Below are 16,763 nucleotides of genomic sequence, written 5' to 3'. Positions count from 1 at the left end.
TAAGCCAGGCCGCAGACTAGATAAGGCCAAGCTCCTTGAGGCGGTCCTCAGGATCATCTTGATCGGTGGAGATCATCTGCTGCATCACTAGGCCCTCTTTGTTGTCCACCACGGTCAAGATAGCGGTGTTGCCCAGCATGGACCAGCCGACGACGCGGTCGCCCTCATCCTTGATGACGCGGGAAGAGCGCAGCTCAGTGAGTACCTGTGTGGTTTGCGCGGCCTTCGACTTGTTCTTGAAGAACTGGAACTGGCCCACCTTGGAACCCGAGCAGTTATAGGAGTCCTCCACACCGTTGGGGTCGCAGCGGTCAAACTGCTGGAAGATCTCCACTGGGATGAGCTCACCGAAAGTCTTGTAGGCCTCTTCCACTGGCTTTGCCAGCTTCTTGTCCGTCTTTGCGCTTCCGCTCTCGTTGGCGGATTCGCTCGCGGTTGCGCTGGCGGAAGAATCAGCAGATTCTGATTCTGCGGCTTTGCTGGTGGCGGATTCGGTGCTGGACTCCGCGCTTTCTTCGGTGGTGGGAGCTGCGCTTGACGACGTCTCCTTCGCCGGGGTTACCTTCGCCGGGGCGGTGGTCTCGGGGGCCTGCGGAGCAGGCGCCTCCTCTTTGTCGCCGCAGGCCGTTAACACGCACGTCACAGCCACACAGGCTGCCGCGACTCGGGCTGAGCGGGTTAGCGAGGCAAATCGCACGAGGAGACTCCTTTAGTTTTTCGAAATACTTAAAAGAACAGTTTAGTCCAGTTCATCCGGATCTTGTTCCAGTCCGTAGCGCAAAGCAGCGATGACGCCTGGGGCAACCTCAGGGCCGCCCCGCAGCTGGATGTCATCTTCCGCAAATGGGCCAGCTGCCTCCAGCTCTTCCTCGGTGGGACGCAGCTGCAGCAGGGTAAGCTCCACGCCTTCCTCGCGAAGAACGCCGGAGAAGAGGCGAGCGGGACGAGGAGCGGCGTCGCCAAGCACAGATGCGGAGGTATCGCGGAACTTGATCTCCTGTGCCAAGACGACCCCCGCGACCTCGTGCGGCCACGCTAGGCGCGCCACGTAGTCGGCGAGTTGCTCGGAGCCTGGTTCGATGTTGTCTGGAATGTTGTCCTGGACAATGAGCGTTAGGGGAGAGGCATCTTCTTCGTTGAGTTCGGCTAGTTGGTCAGCAACCAGTGAGGTGGGAACCAAAGCAAACAAAGTTGGGGGTGCATCCCAGCCTTCGGCGTGCACGAATTCGACCGCCTCACGCATGGCTTTGTTTAATGCTGGCTGAGAAACCTCGGGGGAACTCATAGGACTCCTTATTCGTTAACTGTGTATTGCTTCCCTAAGCTGGAAGACTATACCGCTTATATTCGCACGACTTTGATTGGAGCTGGCGTTGGCCTCTGGACTTTCCCAACCCGCTGCCCCAATGAAGCGTCCGCCCCGGCTTCTCTCTTGGGCTGTCGCTATCATTGCTGTTCTTCTATTTGTAGGCCCCATGTTGGTGGGCTTCTATACCGATTGGAAGTGGTTCGGCGCAATTGATTACCGTGGTGTTTTCACCACGACCCTCGTCGCGCGCATTGTTCTGTTTATTCTCTTTGCGGTGGTTGCCGGGGGCGTGGTTTTCGCCGCCGGCTTCGTGGCGTGGCGTGGCCGTCCAGACAGCATTGACTTCAGCGACCTGAACTCGCCGGTGTACCAATACCGCCGCTCGATTGAAAAGACCATGGGCCTATTCCTCAAGGTCATCCCGATCTTGGTGGGTGCGGTCGCCGGCCTGCTGGGCCAGGCTTCCTGGCGCGAGTTCATGCTCTTCCTCAACGGCCAGGACTTTGGCGTCAAGGACCCACAGTTCCAGCGTGACTTGGGCTTCTACGCGTTCCAGCTGCCGGTGTGGAACATCGTGGTCAGCGCGTTCTCCATGCTGCTCATGGTGTGCTTCCTGTTGGCGCTGTTTAGCCACTACATTCTCGGCGGCATCCGCATTGGCAATCGCGCTGCTGGTGTGCGCGGTTCTATCTCTCGCCCGGCTCGCTTGCAGCTTGCTGTCACCGCCGGCCTGTGGATGCTCCTGCAGGTTGTAGGCTACTGGCTCGACCGCTACCAGCTGCTGTATAACCAGCACTCGCTCTTTACCGGTGGCTCCTACACCGACATCAACGCGTACCTGCCGGCCAAGATCATCTTGATGGTCATCGGCGTGTTCGTGGCCGTGGCTATCTTTGCGGCAGTGGTTATTAAGGACCTGCGCATCCCTGCGCTTGCTGTGGTCCTCATGCTGCTGTCCTCGCTTACCATTGGCCAGGCTTGGCCGTTGATGATGGAGCGTTTCTCCGTCACGCCAAACCGCCAGGCCAAGGAAGCGGAGTACATTTCTCGCAACATCGAGTCCACCCGTTACGCCTATGGGCTCACCGACGAGAACGTGACTTATGAGGAGAACTGGGGCGCAGGCGATGTCTCCGACTCCAAGGTCGCGGCGGACACCTCGACGATTTCTAACCTGCGCCTTCTGGATCCGGACATCATTGCCCCGACCTTTACCCAGATGCAGCAGCTGAAGAACTTCTACGGCTTCCCAGAGACGCTGGCCATGGACCGTTACACCATTGACGGCCAGGTCCGTGACTTTGTGGTCGCAGCCCGCGAACTCGACCCGAACGAGTTGCAGGACAACCAGCAGAACTGGTTGAACCGCCACACCGTGTACACGCACGGCAACGGCTTCGTGGCTGCGCAGGCGAACACCGTGGATGAGGTTGCCCGCGACGCAGGTTCCGCGCGTGGTGGTTTCCCCATCTTCACGGTCTCCGATCTACAGACCCAGCAGGGCAAGGAGAACGAGGGTGAGGGCGAGACCCAGGACGCAGAGAAGTCCTTGGGCATCAAGGTTGACCAGCCGCGAATCTACTTCGGCCCGGTCATCGCTAGCGCACAGGATGGCCGCGATTACGCCATCGTGGGCAAGACCGGCAACGACTCGGTTGAGTATGACACCGATTCCACGACCTACACCTATGACGGTAAGGGCGGCGTGAACATTGGTAACTTCTTCGACCGCACCGCATATGCGTTGAAGTACCAGGAGATGAACCTGCTGCTTTCTGACCGCGTTGGTTCCGAGTCGAAGATTCTCTATGACCGTGACCCGCGCGAGCGCGTGGAGAAGGTTGCTCCATGGCTGACTACTGACTCCGCTACCTACCCGGCTGTTATCGACGGCCGCATCAAGTGGATTGTCGACGGTTACACCACCCTGGATTCCCTGCCTTATTCTCAGCGCACCTCGCTGACTGAGACCACCCAGGACACCCAGAACCCGAATGGCACCAACCAGCGTCTTATCAACGAGCAGGTGGGCTACATCCGCAACTCGGTCAAGGCCACTGTCGACGCCTACGACGGCACCGTTGATCTCTACGAGTTCGACACTGAGGACCCGGTCTTGAAGGCATGGGAGGGTGTGTTCCCGAACGTGGTGAAGCCGGAGGCTGAAATCTCCGACGAGCTGCGCAACCACTTCCGCTACCCGGAGGACATGTTCAAGGTGCAGCGCAACCTGCTGGCTAAGTACCACGTTTCTGACCCAGGCGTGTTCTTCAACAACGACGCATTCTGGTCCGTGCCGGAAGACCCGACCGCTGGCGAATCCCGCGGTCTGAACCAGCCGCCGTACTACGTCATGGCCTCTGACCCGAAGACCGGTAAGCCAAGCTTCCAGCTCATCACGTCTTACCGTGGCCTGAACCGTCAGTTCCTGTCCGCGCACATGGCTGTGTCCTCGGATCCGGAGAACTACGGCAAGATCACCGTCAGGGTGCTGCCGACGGACACGCAAACCCAGGGTCCGAAGCAGGCACAGGACGCCATGATGTCTTCTGACCAGGTCGCTCGTGACCGCACGCTGTGGGAGGGCTCGAACGACCTGACCAACGGCAACCTGCTGGCACTGCCGGTGGGCGATGGCGAGATTCTCTATCTAGAACCGATCTACTCGCAGCGCAAGGACCAAGAGTCTGCGTTCCCGAAGCTGCTGCGTGTACTTGTCTCCTACAAGGGCCGCGTGGGCTATGCGCCGACCATTGGTGAGGCTCTCGACCAAGTGGGCATTGATCCGAAGGCAGCCCAGGACATCACTGAGATCGACGGCGACGGCACTGTGAAGAACACGCCGAGCGACTCGAAGGATGACAAGAAGTCTGGCGAGGATGGCAAGGCTTCGGCACCTGCATCTGCACCTGCTGCATCCAACGAGGCTGAAGCAATCGACGAAATCAACACCGCACTCGACAACGTGGAGAAGGCCCGCAACGGCTCCTTCGAGGAGTACGGTAAGGCCCTCGACGAGCTCGACAAGGCCGTTGAATCCTACAAGCAGTTGCAGTCCAAGTAGCGTGCCATAGCGAAAAACATACTAAAGGCCACCTGCCCAGCGGATTTGGGTGTGTGGCCTTTGGTATGTATAGTTACATGAGTCGCCAACGAAAGCGGTTAGCAAAAGCTTTAGCCGTAAACGTTAAGCGCAAGATGTTTAGAAGTACATCTCGACGCGGGGTGGAGCAGCTCGGTAGCTCGCTGGGCTCATAACCCAGAGGTCGTAGGTTCGAATCCTGCCCCCGCTACCAACTTCAAAAGACCCGGTCATAGCTGGTATAAGCTAAGGCCGGGTCTTTTTGCGACACAAAAACGACACAATAAAATTTCTCAAACCCTCATTATCACCATGAAAGTGGATCGATAACCTTTTCGGAAACAACTTTGCGCCCCATATAAACATCGGTCGTCATGCTAGGTTGCTCGTGTCCTAACTGGTCTGCAATTTCGCGCGCGGTAAGCCCTGCTTCATCCAAGCGTGTAGCAACTGTCTTTCGGAACGTGTGGAACGTCACCCATGAAAGCCCCGCGGGGTCTAGGACTCGTCGCAACTCTTTCGTGGCATAGCCTCGCTGCCAGATGTGCCCTAGTGAATTTGGGAAAACAAGTCCCTGGGAATTATCGGGCCAGTTCATTTGAGAGCGCCTGACAAGCATGTCCATAACTTGTTGATTGAGTGCTAGGACGCGGTAGTGAAGTGCCCCAGGTTTTGTTCCGTTTGAGTAGATGGGAAAATTTGGAACATGCCGAAGAAGTTTGATCAGGCGGCGAAGGACCGAGTCGTCCGCTTGGTAGAAGATCGCATTTTGGCGGAGAGTATTTCGACGCAGGAAGCATGCAAGATCGTGGCACCCAAACTGGGCGTCTCGTGGCACACAGCGAGGCAATGGACGCAGGCCGCCCGTCGCGAGGGACGTGTTGTGGAATCAATGCCCGAGGACCTTGCTGCAGAAACGCACGGTTACGTCGAGAAAATCACCAGCTGCGCGACACCAACGAGTTGTTAAAGGCCGCTTCGGCTTTTTCGCATCCGAACTCGACTGAGAAACGTTAAGAAATGATCCGGTTCATTGATGAGTATCGGAATCGTTTCTGCGTCGAGTTCATCTGCCAGACGTTAAACACCCTTCGTGAAGGCGGTTTTCTTAGCTCGCGTGGACACCGCCAATCCAAGGCCCGGGGCTTAAGCGCCCGCGCTCTTCGCGACGCTGCCCTTGTAGAGCATATTCGCGACGTTCACGCTGAGAATTACAGCGTCTACGGCGTGCGGAAGATGTGGCGCGTGCTGCAACGCCAGGGCGTTGACATTGGCCGCGAGCACACAGCCCGGCTGATGCGCAGCGCTGGTCTGTCCGGCAAGGGAAAAGGTGGGGCACCAATTACGACGCGTAAGCCCACAGGCCCGGGTCTTCGCCCAGACTTGGTAAATCGTGAGTTTAAGGCTCCTGGCCCTCATCGGCTGTAGGTGGCGGATATTACGTATGTGCGCACCAGGAAAGGATTTGTGTACACAGCTTTTGTCACTGATGTGTACTCCCGGAGGATCCTCAGGTGGGCGCTGTCTGATTCGATGCGTACTGAGGCGTTGCCGCTGCAGGCGCTCAACCAGGCGATCGTGTGCGGCAAGGAAACGGCGGGCCTAATTCATCACTCGGACCACGGGTCGCAGTATGTGAGCATCGTCTACAACGAGCGCCTGGCTGAGCATGGAATTACGGCGTCGACCGGCACTGTTGGTGATTCCTACGACAATGCTCTGGCGGAGAATGTCAACGGCTCCTACAAGAATGAGCTGATTCATAGGCGAACGTGGGCCGATGTCGTCGACGTAGAAATCGCCACGTTCGAGTGGGTCAACTGGTGGAACGAATCACGGCTCCACCAGAGCCTGGGCTACCGCACGCCGGCTGAAGTCGAAGCCGAATTGTGGGAACACGACCCCAGTCGAGAAATAATGGAAATCAAGGCACATGCCTAGGAACAAAACCCGGGGCACTTCAACCTGGATTTGAACCACTCACGTCGCGAGCGCGAGTGCGCCGCCATTTTGTACCCAAGTCGGGTTGAAAGCTTCGAAGAAGGTCAGACCGGCCAACTTGTCGTGGTAGCGCTTCAAGTTGTTGCGCCGCTTGACTGCACCAACGCCCGGTTTGTTGATGATGCTTGTCAGCTCGTCAGTCAGCGCGTTCAGGAATAATGGGTCGATGACCTTATGGATGTTTTCGGGACTCGTGTAGTGCATACCGCCCGCGTGACGAGTCTCGGGATTCAGCGTGGGCTCGAAGACACCGCCGAAGATGGTCGGGCTTATCTGTGACCAGTCAGTATCCGCCGACAACTCGGTGATCAGTAGCTCACGAATTTCATCTGCGAAGTTGGGAATCTCGACATCTGCATCAGTGAACAGGCCACCGTTGACGTAGGGTATTACCGCAAGTGCCTGTTCATCATACGGGTCACGCAGATCCATGGGAGTATCTAGCTGTTTGAACAGGCGCTTGAGCGCGAGACGCATTGCGGGCGCGTTGACCGGGGCTAAGTAGTTCAGTACTGCGTTCTTCGGGAAGATACCTGTATCCTCGGCAAACAGACAGAACATCAGGCGCACACAGAGGACATTGAGCGCGTGCTGCGACGCGGCAGAGTCCGGGTCAACGTTCTGTTCGTGCAGTAGCTTGTACAGCTTGCCGATAAGTTCGCCAGCCTGCAACGATGCCTTCTGCTCGAGGAACGTCTTCGCATCGGGGACAACAACGTCAATCCAGCCAGCGCCGGTGGTGCGAGATTCGAAGTGCAGCGCTGTGGTCTGGTCTTCCATGCCAAGCACGTTGGAGCACAGTCAATCCAGAACTGTTGGGTATCTGATTTTTCAGCGCCTCGGTCTTTCCAGCGCGCAGCGAAGTCTCTAGCAGCACTTACGCGCTGCACGTGTGTCATCTCAGCCATGAGGGTAATTGTCTCATGTGCCGGACATACGCAGGGCCGAAACGCCGGATAGGGTACCGGGCAGTAAAGCCCCGCCCGCCCAGCTGAATCAACCCCCGAGTCGCTGGAACTGTAGGCGGGCCTTTCGCCGTCACTGCCCTGTTGTTTTAACCTCGCCACTCAAATTCGATGTGGCCATCAATAGTCACCGTGGCTGCATGGTGATCGCCGGCGTGTAAGGACACCAAGCACTCGTGCTCAGGTGTTGTGACTGCATAGGTGATGGATTCGTTGGCCTTGTCGCGGACCTCAAGTAAGGCGTGCGTGAGCCAGTGGTTGCGGCGTCGCAAAGCAATGAGTTCTTGGTAGAGGTGATAGAGCCACCAGCCCAACTCAGCGAGTTCAGCGGGGTTCTCTGGCAGGGGAGGGCGGATAGGATCGTCGGCGGCGAATCCCTCGGCCTTCTCGCCGCGGAATGCTTGCTCGTCGCCGTAGTAGACGCTTGGCATGCCGGGGACGGTGAACAAGACTGTGGCGGCCAGTACCGCGCCGGCGTCGCCCACCTGGCTGGCGATGCGGTTGACGTCGTGATTGCCCACAAAGGTTTGCAGCGTCATCGAGGAGGAGAACCCGGCATGGCGCTCCAGTGCGTGGGCGAGCTCCCAGAAGTTCACGTCATGAATGGAGCTCCACGTTCCTTTCCACAACTCATATGCCGTGACCGCATCGAGGTGACCCGCGCGCCCAATCGCCGCGAAGTCACCGTGGAGGACCTCACCCAGAAAAGCAACGTTGGGGAAGCGCTCACGTACGCGCTCAGTGACCGTGGCCCAGAACTCCGAGGGCACGGCATAGGCCACATCAAGACGCCAAGCGTCAGCGCCCTTGCCCAGCCAGTGGCACATGATGTCCACGACCATGTCAGCTACACGCGGGTCCGCATGGTTGAGCTCACGCAGCTGCTCGTGGCCCTCCCAGCCGGACTCCTGCACCATTCCCGCGTTGTCTTCAGTCGGGTGTGCGGCCAACGGATGCTGCGCGCCCACATGGTTGAACACACCGTCCAGCATGATGCGCAGGCCGCGGGAATGGGCGGCGTCGACAAACGCGTCCCACTCGGCATCCGTGCCTAGGCGCGGGTCCAAACGGTAGTAGTCCACGGTGTCATACCCATGACTCATGGAGGCAAAAATCGGACCCAACAACAAGCCGTTGCAGCCCAACTCCACCACGTAGTCCATCCATGCCTCCAAGCGCTTAAGGCGTGGGGCTGAGGTGTGTTCCTCGCGGATGGGTGCCCCGCAAGCAGTCAGCGGGTAAACGTGCCACCACACGGCGTGGTCAAAAGCAGACATCGTTAAAACGCTCCTTAAAGGCAAAACCGGGGCCGAATAGTCGTGGCCCCCACGATACCCGCTGCCAGCGGCCGAGTTAGCCCAAAAGCGCAAGGCCGTGGGTGATAAGGATCTTCGAAATCATTGCCGCCGGATAGACCAGTGTGTAGCCCAACGTTACGCGGGTATCGGCGGCGGTGCGGTTGTTCACAAAAGCGAGGATTGCCGGTTGCGTCTGCGCACCGGCCAAGATGCCCGCAGTCTTCGTGGCGCCGTTGCCCAACATCCTGTGCATCACGAGCGCGATGCCCACCGCGACGATGGTGGTGACGATCATTCCGAGCAACAGGATCTTCCACCATGCGCCGCTGGAGAACGCACCGGCAATCTGTCCGCCGGCGTTGGTGCCGGCTTGCGCAAGGAAAAGCAGGAGGCCTAAATCCGCCAAGACGGTGTTTGCCGAATGCGGCAAAGCGGTGATCATCTTGCCGATTCGACCGATTCGGCCCATAACGAGCGCCACCAAGAGAACACCCGCGGCAGCGCCGAGGTTGAGTGTGGCCTCTCCCGGCAACGGAATGTCGATATGGCCTAGGAGGATACCCAAAGCTAAGCCCAGACCCAGCGCGACCGGGTTGATGTCCGTCAGGCCCTGCGAGGAATCACCCAGGTACTTGGAGATGGCCTTCAAGTGGCCAGCGGGTCCGACCACGCGGACACGGTCACCCAACTCCACGAGGAACTCGGGGTTGGCCACTTGGTCCTCGTCGCCACGGCGGATGCGGGAGATGCGTGCTCCCCACCGGTCATTGAGCGCGTTGTTGACCTGGGCTATGGTCTTGCCCGCTAGCTGGTGCTGAGAAATGGTAATGCGACGGAAGTCTAGGTCGTGGCGGTCATCGTCCAAAATCTGGGGCGATTCGCGTCCACCGGCCAATAACACGGCGTCGAGGTCCTTCGGTGTTCCAACCACCGTCACCACGTCACCGGGCTTGAGCTCGTCAAGATAGCCCGGAATGATGATGAGGTTGCTTCCCACCCGGCGCAAACGGGTGACCTGAACTTCGTTGTTCCCGGCCGCGAGGAGGTCTGCGATGCTGATGCCTTCTTTGCGCGTAATCTGCATGTGCAGGCGAGTGACGGGCGCAGCCTTGTCGGTGTCATTGGGGGCGTCGCGAAGCAAGAGCGTTGCCACGATCATCATGCCGATTACGCCGAACAGGTAGGACACCGCGTAGCCCACCGTAGCGGAGGCACCGTCCCCGGTGGCTTCCGCCGCCGCGGCAAGCGAGGGCGTGTTGGTGATGGCCCCAGCGAAGGTTCCGGCGATCACTGAGATGTCTAGTTCAAATACGTATGTGCCCACAGTGTGCGCCGCGATGGCCGCTCTGATGAACACCGCAATCATGGATAATACGGGCGCGGTGGCGGTGCGCAAAGACTGGAAGAAGACGATACCGGAGTTATTGCCGATGCCGAAGGCGAAGATAACTAGGCCGAACGTGCCAATGACGGGCGGCACACTCACGGCGCTGCCTGTGCTTGCCGACGCCGCGGCAAAAGCAATGCCGAGAAATAGTACAGCCGCAGCCCCCAGGCTGATGCCTTTTAGCTTGATATTGCCGAGCGCCATTCCGACGCCGATGAGGGCAAAGACAAGGAGGATAGGCTGATCAGCCAGGAAGGCGAGAAGCTGAGTCACGTCGAATTCCTTGATAGCGGTTGGGGCAATGAACGAGGCCAAGATTGGGCCTCAACATCATAGCGAGGAAACTGATTTGTGGCGCGAGATTCGGGTCTGAAGATGCGGGTGCACCCGCTGGCTGTGTAAAAGGTAACGGCTTGGACACAGAACGCTCAGAGCGCGTCACGTAGGGGCGGTGCGTGACAGTATGTGGGTGGTTAGACCAATAGCAAGATAGATTGAGGGAATTGTTCATGATTCGTATTCCGCATCTTAAGAAAGTCATCGTGGGCTCGGCTTTCGTAGGTGCGTTTTTCTTTGCGAGCCCCACGGCCGGCGCCGAAGAGCTTCCAGCTTCTGTTCCAACGGGTTCCGACGCCGTCACCACTGCCGTTTTAAACCAGTTCAACAGCGAAATCGCACGTTTTGGTGAGGCCTCTGGCGTGACCGCCGCAGTCAACCAAGCGGTCAGTGACGCGAACACTGCGATCGTGCAGGCGCAGTCAGAAATTGCGAAGTGGCAACCCGCCACAGAGCAGTTTGCTGCGCGTGAGCACAACACGCAGCAGTATGCGCAGCCGTTGACTAATCCAAATCCCATCGGGATGATCGAGAATGCAACACAGCCGGAGTTTAAGCCACAAGGCACTGACCCAAACTACGTGTGGAAAAATGACGCTTTTTCCAAAGTAGCGGCCGCTAAGCCTTTCGACGACTACGTGTTGCACCGCGTGCCAGCATCCTACTTCGATGCCCCACGCATTCCGGAGGAATCCAACGCTGCCATGACTCGCGGCAAGTCCTTGTATGGCCCGGGCACGCCGCTCTACGTCAACCAGGACACCATGTGCACCCTGACCGCAGCCGGCACTGACGCGGCTGGCCGCAAGGTGGGCCTGACCGCTGGCCACTGTGGCAATGTGGGCGACTCGGTCTCTTCTGCCGATTCCTGGCAGGTAGGAACCACGGGCACCGTCGCTGCAAGGAATGAGTACCTTGACTACACCGTGATCGAGTTCGGTTCCAAGGCAGAAATCTCTCGTTCCTACAATGGCGTTACCGCAACGCAGCTGGGTGGCACTGCCAAGCCGGGCGAGGTGACCTGCAAGACTGGTGTTGCCACCGGTACCACCTGTGGCATGACCTACCAGCAATCACGCGAGGTGCAAATCAATCAGATCTGCGCCATGGTGGGCGATTCGGGTGCACCGGTCATGAGCAACGGTCGCATAATCGGCACGGTCTCCCGCGGACTTATCCCAGGCCTGCCGGAGTGCCGCAGCCCATTGCAGGGCCCGTTGCACAACCCGACCGTGGCTATGAACATGGATGCAATCCTCGCAGACATGAACCGTCGCGGCGGAGTTGGCGCAGGTTTTGTGCTGCCACAGCACTAAAAGCAAAGGCGAATTGCTTTTCTAAAAGCGAAACACCAAAAGCGGCGGTGGGGGAAGTTTATGAGACTTCCCCCACCGCCGCTTTCTCTTTGGCCTAGTTCAGGATGCCGAGGACGGAGTCGTGAAGCAGCCCGTTGCTGGCCACTGCCGAGCCGTTGTGTGGGCCTTCCTCGCCGGTGAGGCAGGTGAATTTGCCGCCGGCCTCGGTGACCAGCAGGGAAGGGGCCGCGAGGTCCCACAGGGACACCTCTGGCTCAGCGGCGATGTCCACGGCACCTTCGGCAACGAGGCAGTAGTTCCAGAAATCACCGTAGCCGCGCAGGCGCCAGGTCTTTTCCGTGAGCTCGATGAAGCGATCCTGTAGGCCGCGCTCAGCCCAGCCTGCCAGGGAGCTCATGGCCACCGAAGCATGCTCGAGTTTTTCGACCTGGGAGACGTGCAGGCGCTTGGGCTCTCCGCCGAAGACGCGGTAGGCGCCGCCGCCCTTGGCGGCGTACCAGCGACGTCGCAAAGCAGGTGCGGAGATCACAGAGACCACAGGCTCGCCGTCCTCCAGCAAAGCGATGAGCGTTGCCCACACCGGGACGCCGCGCACGAAGTTCTTGGTGCCGTCGATGGGGTCGATGACCCACTGGCGTCCCTTAAACGTCGGGGTGCCGCCGAACTCCTCGCCCAGGACCTCGTCGCGTGGGCGCGAGCGCTTGAGGGCCTCGCGAATCTGCTTTTCACAAGCCAAGTCGGCGTCGGAAACCGGGGTCATGTCCGGCTTGTCCTTAACCGAAAGATCGGAAGCCTCAAAGCGATTCATCGTGATGACATCCGCGTGGCCCGCGAGTTCCAACGCGAGTCCGAGGTCTTCTTTGCACTTACCCACGGAGCCATTCCTCCATCTCGTCAACTACTTGTTTATTACCGGCGATGCACCATTCCACACCGCCTGCTTCTACCTTGCGGGCAGCGCCGCCGGCTGCTTCAACCAAGGCCTTGCCGGGGAACCAGTCCCAGTCGGCCACACTGTGCTGCATCCAGGCACCCCAGGTGCCGTCAGCCACAGAAGAGAGATCAACTGAGCCCGCGCCAAGCATTCGGACTGTAGCAAACTTTTCGCCGACTCTCTGCCAAGCGGCGCGGATATCTGCGTCTTGGATGGAGGTGGGGTGGAGGTAGGTGGCCATGCTGATCTCTTTGGCAGATTGATTCTGCAGCTTCGCCACGTCCTTTCCGTCCCGGGAGGTAGGGAAGTCACGGCCGCCGAACCAGGTGTATCCCATGGCAGGGCGGTGGACTGCGCCGAAGATGACGCCCTCGGCGTCGGTTAGCGCGAGCGCGGAGCACCAGTAGTCAGAGCCGGAGCTGAAGTTGTAGGTGCCGTCTACTGGGTCGATGACCCACGTGCGGCCGGAGGTGGAGGGGCGTGTGGCGCCTTCCTCACCGAGGATTCCGTCCTCGGGGCGGACGACCTCGAGGACGCCGGCGACGAAGCGCTCGGCGGCGCGGTCCGCATCCGTGACGACGTCAGAAATAGAGGTCTTCTGGTCAATGTCGACGCCCTGCTCACGCATGCGCCAGGCGAGGCGTCCTGCGTTGTAGACGAGCGCCTGCGCAAGGTGCGCATCGGTGTCGTCGACGTGAGCTACCAGAAAGGTCTTGCTGATCGCATCGATCATCTCATTCAAGCTCGGCTGTTGAGTCATGCGGATATTGTCGCGCTAAATGCGGCCGATGGCTAATTGTGGTTGCTGCGCAGGTAGACTTGGGCCCTATGCGCCCCGAACAATCAGCCCGCCTTGCAGAACTGGATTCCACCCTCGCCACCATTGAAAAGGTGATGGATCCTGCGGCTTTAGCCGAGCGAGTTCGCGAGCTGGAGGCACAGGCCGGGGACCCCTCTTTGTGGGATGATCCTGCTCACGCTCAGCAGGTAACTTCCGCTCTTTCAGCCGCGCAGGCCAAGATTCGCAAGCTGGAGAGCCTGCGTTCGCGTGTGGACGATATGCCCGTCATGTTCGAGTTGGCGGAGGAAGAGGGGGACACCGCGCTTGCCGACGACGAGCTGGAGGACCTGGGTGCTGCCATCGAGGCGTTGGAGGTGACCACGATGCTCTCTGGCGAGTATGACCCGCGTGAGGCTGTCATCAACATTCGCTCGGGCGCCGGCGGCGTCGATGCCGCGGACTGGGCGGAGATGCTCATGCGCATGTACACCCGCTGGGCCGAAAAGCACGGCCACAAGGTGGACGTCTATGACATCTCTTATGCGGAAGAGGCCGGCATTAAATCCGCGACCTTCGTGGTGCACGGCGAGTACATGTATGGCCAGCTTTCCGTGGAGCAGGGCGCACATCGCTTGGTGCGCATCTCGCCCTTTGATAACCAAGGCCGCCGCCAGACCTCCTTTGCTGAAGTGGAGGTGTTGCCGGTGGTTGAGCAGACTGACCATATCGACGTCCCTGATGGGGATGTGCGCGTGGACGTCTACCGTTCCTCGGGTCCTGGCGGACAGTCCGTCAACACCACCGACTCCGCGGTGCGTCTGACTCACATCCCAACCGGCATCGTGGTGACGTGTCAGAACGAGAAGTCCCAGATTCAGAATAAGGCGTCAGCAATGCGCGTCCTGCAGGCCAAGCTTTTGGAGCGCAAGCGTCAAGAGGAGCGCGCCGAGCTTGATGCGCTGGGTGCGGGCGGAAACGCCTCGTGGGGTAATCAGATGCGTTCCTATGTTTTGCACCCGTATCAGATGGTCAAGGACCTGCGCACTAACTATGAGGTAGGCGATCCCTCGAAGGTTCTGGACGGTGACTTGGACGGATTCCTGGAGGCCGGCATTCGGTGGCGAATGGCCGAGGCACAGAAGGAAGAGAAAGAAAGTTAGTTTTTATACTTTCTGTTGTTAACTCGTGTTGCTAATGTGGCTTGAGTGATCACCTTTGAAAATGTGTCCAAGGTCTATAAGACGTCGACCAGGCCAGCGCTTGACGATGTCTCCTTTGAAATCGAAGACGGCGAGTTCGTGTTCCTTATCGGCCCTTCTGGCTCCGGTAAGTCCACGTTCCTTCAGCTGATGGTGCGTGAAACGAACGTCAGCTCTGGCGACATTCACTTTGACAACTTCCACGTCAATGCCTTGAAGGGGCGCCAGATCAATCAGCTGCGCCAGTCCATCGGTTACGTCTTCCAAGACTTCCGCCTGCTGCCGAAGCTCAACGTCTATCAAAACGTAGCCTTTGCGCTCGAGGTAATTGGCAAGAAGAAGTCGAAGATCGACAAGGCCGTGCCGGAGGTCCTCGAGATGGTGGGGCTGGGTTCGAAGCAGCACCGCATGCCGCACGAGCTGTCCGGTGGTGAGCAACAGCGCGTGGCTGTGGCCCGTGCGTTCGTCAACCGTCCGAAGCTGGTGCTGGCCGACGAGCCCACCGGCAACCTGGATCCGGGTACAGCCACTGAAATTTTGAGCCTGCTCACTCAGATCAATCGCCGTGGTACCACCGTGGTTATGTCGACGCACAACGCCCGCGCGGTTAACGACGCCCGCCAAAGGGTCCTCGAGCTTCACAACGGAAAGCTCGTGCGCGACGAAGCCAACGCACTGTACGGGGAGGCGCTCTAAATGCAACTGGGACTAGTAACGCGCGAGGCCTTCAAAGGACTGGGCCGAAACCTGACTATGACCATCGCTATGGTCATCACCACCGCCATTTCTGTAGCCCTCGTGGTGGCCGGCGTGCTGGTGACTAACATGACCAACGACACCAAGGACCTCTACTTGGAGCGCGTTGAGGTAATGATCCAGCTCAACGAGGACATCTCCGCTAATGACCCGAGCTGTACCTCGCCAGCCTGTGCCGACCTGAAAAAGCAGCTCGAGGAAGATGATGGCATTGAGTCGGTGACCTACCGCGACCGTCAGGCTTCCTACGACCGCTTCGTGGAGCTTTTCCAGGAAACCGATCCGGTCATGGTGGAGGAGACCTCTCCAGACGCGCTGCCGGCGGCCTTCCACGTCCGCCTCGTTGATCCGACGAACACCGCGCCTATCGACGCAATTAAGGACAGCTCTGCGGTCAGTGAGGTCATCGACCAGCAGGAGGAGGTGCGCGGTGCTGCGAACAACCTCGACTCCATCCGTAACGCCACCTTCCTGTTGGCAGCGGTGATGGCCATTGCAGCGATCTTCCTTATCGCCAACATGGTCCAGATCGCCGCCTTTAACCGCTCCCGCGAGATGTCTATCATGCGTATGGTGGGCGCCTCCCGCTGGATTACCCAGGCGCCGTTCGTGTTGGAGGCACTCCTTGGCACGTTCATCGGCGTGGTCCTCGCCGGTATTGGTGTGGTCGTGGGCAAGTCTGCCGTGCTGGATCCTTCGCTGAAAAACCTCTACGAGTCCCAGCTCTTAGCCCCAATCAAGACCAGTGACATCTGGGTGGCTTTACCGATCGTGGGCGTATTCGCACTGATCTTTGCTGCACTGACGGCGCAGATTACCCTGCGCGCTTATGTACGCAAGTAAGCACCGCGTATAGTTGTAAAAATTATGGCGAAGAAGGCAAAGAAGAAAGCAGCGGTCGACAACAACACGACCCTGGCCACCAATCGCCGTGCCCGTCACGATTACAAGATTCTCGACACCCTCGAATGCGGCATGGTCCTGGTGGGAACCGAAATCAAATCGATGCGTGAGGGCAAGATTTCCCTCGTCGATGCGTTCGCAACCATCGACGACGGTGAGGTCTACATCCGCAATCTCCACATCCCCGAGTACTCGCAGGGAACGTGGACGAACCACTCCCCAAAGCGCACCCGCAAGCTGCTTTTGCACCGCCGCGAAATCGACAAGCTCATGGGCCAGGTGCGCGACGGAAATAAGACCTTGATTCCGCTCAAGGTCTACCTCAAGGATGGCCGTGCCAAGTGCGAGCTGGGGCTTGCGCAAGGTAAGCAGGATTACGACAAGCGTGAGGCTATCAAGCGCCGCGATCAGGATCGCGAAATCACTCGCGAGCTGGGACGCCGCGTGAAAGGCATCAACGCTTAAGTGCTTGGCGACGCCCGGGGGCGTAGCCTGG

At 58.9% G+C, this 16,763-nt stretch carries 16 protein-coding genes, 1 tRNA gene and 1 pseudogene; 10 read left to right on the top strand and 8 right to left on the bottom strand.

The genetic code is table 11. The features are described from left to right. Positions 1 to 16 precede the first annotated feature (16 nt). Positions 17 to 697 (bottom strand): hypothetical protein, encoded by a 681-nt coding sequence (locus tag CHU71_RS09505; RefSeq protein WP_049158711.1) that lies wholly within the window; start codon positions 695 to 697, stop codon positions 17 to 19. 42 nt (positions 698 to 739) lie between these two features. Next, a complete protein-coding gene (locus CHU71_RS09500) occupies positions 740 to 1,285 on the bottom strand; it encodes a PPA1309 family protein (RefSeq protein ID WP_005528215.1) in 546 nt (181 codons plus the stop codon). A 121-nt stretch (positions 1,286 to 1,406) separates the two neighbouring features. Between CHU71_RS09500 and CHU71_RS09495 the strand changes: the two genes are divergently transcribed. Then, positions 1,407 to 4,373, top strand: a complete 2,967-nt coding sequence (locus CHU71_RS09495) for a UPF0182 family protein (protein WP_147760912.1) — start codon at positions 1,407 to 1,409, stop codon at positions 4,371 to 4,373. Between the two features lie 155 nt (positions 4,374 to 4,528). Next, positions 4,529 to 4,605: transfer RNA gene (locus CHU71_RS09490), tRNA-Met, on the top strand. Between the two features lie 93 nt (positions 4,606 to 4,698). Here CHU71_RS09490 and CHU71_RS09485 read toward each other — a convergent pair. After that, positions 4,699 to 5,082 (bottom strand): tyrosine-type recombinase/integrase, encoded by a 384-nt coding sequence (locus CHU71_RS09485; protein ID WP_255456440.1) that lies wholly within the window; start codon positions 5,080 to 5,082, stop codon positions 4,699 to 4,701. On the opposite strand from CHU71_RS09485, the pseudogene CHU71_RS13195 reads away from it, so the two are divergent. The 3 genes and pseudogenes from CHU71_RS13195 to CHU71_RS09470 form a co-directional block, all read left to right on the top strand. Then, a pseudogene (locus CHU71_RS13195) lies at positions 5,073 to 5,253 on the top strand (hypothetical protein); the annotation flags it as partial. The gene CHU71_RS09485 and the pseudogene CHU71_RS13195 sit on opposite strands and share 10 nt — an antisense overlap. A 158-nt stretch (positions 5,254 to 5,411) precedes the next feature. Beyond that, positions 5,412 to 5,819, top strand: coding sequence for an IS3 family transposase (locus CHU71_RS09475; protein WP_147760910.1), 408 nt, complete (start codon positions 5,412 to 5,414; stop codon positions 5,817 to 5,819). Between the two features lie 39 nt (positions 5,820 to 5,858). Further along, a complete protein-coding gene (locus tag CHU71_RS09470; protein ID WP_187272063.1) occupies positions 5,859 to 6,332 on the top strand; it encodes an IS3 family transposase in 474 nt (157 codons plus the stop codon). Positions 6,333 to 6,371: 39 nt separating this feature from the next. Here the strand turns inward: CHU71_RS09470 and CHU71_RS09465 are convergent, their stop codons facing one another. From CHU71_RS09465 to CHU71_RS09450, 3 genes are all read right to left on the bottom strand, one after another. Next, a complete protein-coding gene (locus CHU71_RS09465) occupies positions 6,372 to 7,172 on the bottom strand; it encodes a type IIL restriction-modification enzyme MmeI (RefSeq protein ID WP_187272062.1) in 801 nt (266 codons plus the stop codon). Between the two features lie 274 nt (positions 7,173 to 7,446). Further along, positions 7,447 to 8,634 (bottom strand): alpha-amylase family protein, encoded by a 1,188-nt coding sequence (locus CHU71_RS09455; protein ID WP_147760907.1) that lies wholly within the window; start codon positions 8,632 to 8,634, stop codon positions 7,447 to 7,449. A gap of 76 nt (positions 8,635 to 8,710) precedes the next feature. Next, positions 8,711 to 10,315 carry an aspartate:alanine exchanger family transporter gene (locus CHU71_RS09450; RefSeq protein WP_147760906.1) on the bottom strand — a complete coding sequence of 535 codons (1,605 nt, stop codon included), beginning with the start codon at positions 10,313 to 10,315 and terminating at the stop codon, positions 8,711 to 8,713. 236 nt (positions 10,316 to 10,551) lie between these two features. Here CHU71_RS09450 and CHU71_RS09445 point away from each other — a divergent pair, with 236 nt between their 5' ends. Further along, the gene (locus CHU71_RS09445; RefSeq protein ID WP_147760905.1) at positions 10,552 to 11,694 is read left to right on the top strand and encodes a S1 family peptidase; all 1,143 of its coding nucleotides are present in this window, start codon (positions 10,552 to 10,554) and stop codon (positions 11,692 to 11,694) included. A 94-nt stretch (positions 11,695 to 11,788) separates the two neighbouring features. On the opposite strand, the gene hisN is transcribed toward CHU71_RS09445, so the two are convergent. Both hisN and CHU71_RS09435 read right to left on the bottom strand, forming a co-directional pair. After that, on the bottom strand, positions 11,789 to 12,568 hold the full coding sequence (gene hisN / locus CHU71_RS09440; protein ID WP_046645087.1) for a histidinol-phosphatase: 780 nt from the start codon (positions 12,566 to 12,568) through the stop codon (positions 11,789 to 11,791). After that, a complete protein-coding gene (locus CHU71_RS09435) occupies positions 12,561 to 13,388 on the bottom strand; it encodes an inositol monophosphatase family protein (RefSeq protein ID WP_147760904.1) in 828 nt (275 codons plus the stop codon). Before CHU71_RS09435 ends, hisN begins: the two co-directional genes overlap by 8 nt. A gap of 68 nt (positions 13,389 to 13,456) precedes the next feature. On the opposite strand from CHU71_RS09435, the gene prfB reads away from it, so the two are divergent. From prfB to smpB, 4 genes are read left to right on the top strand one after another with little or no spacing between them, the layout of a single operon-like run. Further along, on the top strand, positions 13,457 to 14,569 hold the full coding sequence (gene prfB, locus CHU71_RS09430) for a peptide chain release factor 2 (protein WP_046645168.1): 1,113 nt from the start codon (positions 13,457 to 13,459) through the stop codon (positions 14,567 to 14,569). A 45-nt stretch (positions 14,570 to 14,614) separates the two neighbouring features. Further along, entirely contained in the window at positions 14,615 to 15,304 is a 690-nt protein-coding gene (gene ftsE, locus CHU71_RS09425; RefSeq protein WP_005528255.1) for a cell division ATP-binding protein FtsE, read from the top strand. Next, positions 15,305 to 16,207, top strand: coding sequence for a permease-like cell division protein FtsX (gene ftsX / locus CHU71_RS09420; RefSeq protein ID WP_147760903.1), 903 nt, complete (start codon positions 15,305 to 15,307; stop codon positions 16,205 to 16,207). 24 nt (positions 16,208 to 16,231) lie between these two features. Next, a complete protein-coding gene (gene smpB, locus CHU71_RS09415) occupies positions 16,232 to 16,732 on the top strand; it encodes an SsrA-binding protein SmpB (RefSeq protein ID WP_005528259.1) in 501 nt (166 codons plus the stop codon). Positions 16,733 to 16,763 lie beyond the last annotated feature (31 nt).

It is taken from the genome of Corynebacterium sp. LK14 (genome assembly GCF_008042215.1).
Lineage (GTDB): Bacteria > Actinomycetota > Actinomycetes > Mycobacteriales > Mycobacteriaceae > Corynebacterium > Corynebacterium striatum.
This window is presented reverse-complemented; position numbering and strand designations above follow the sequence as displayed.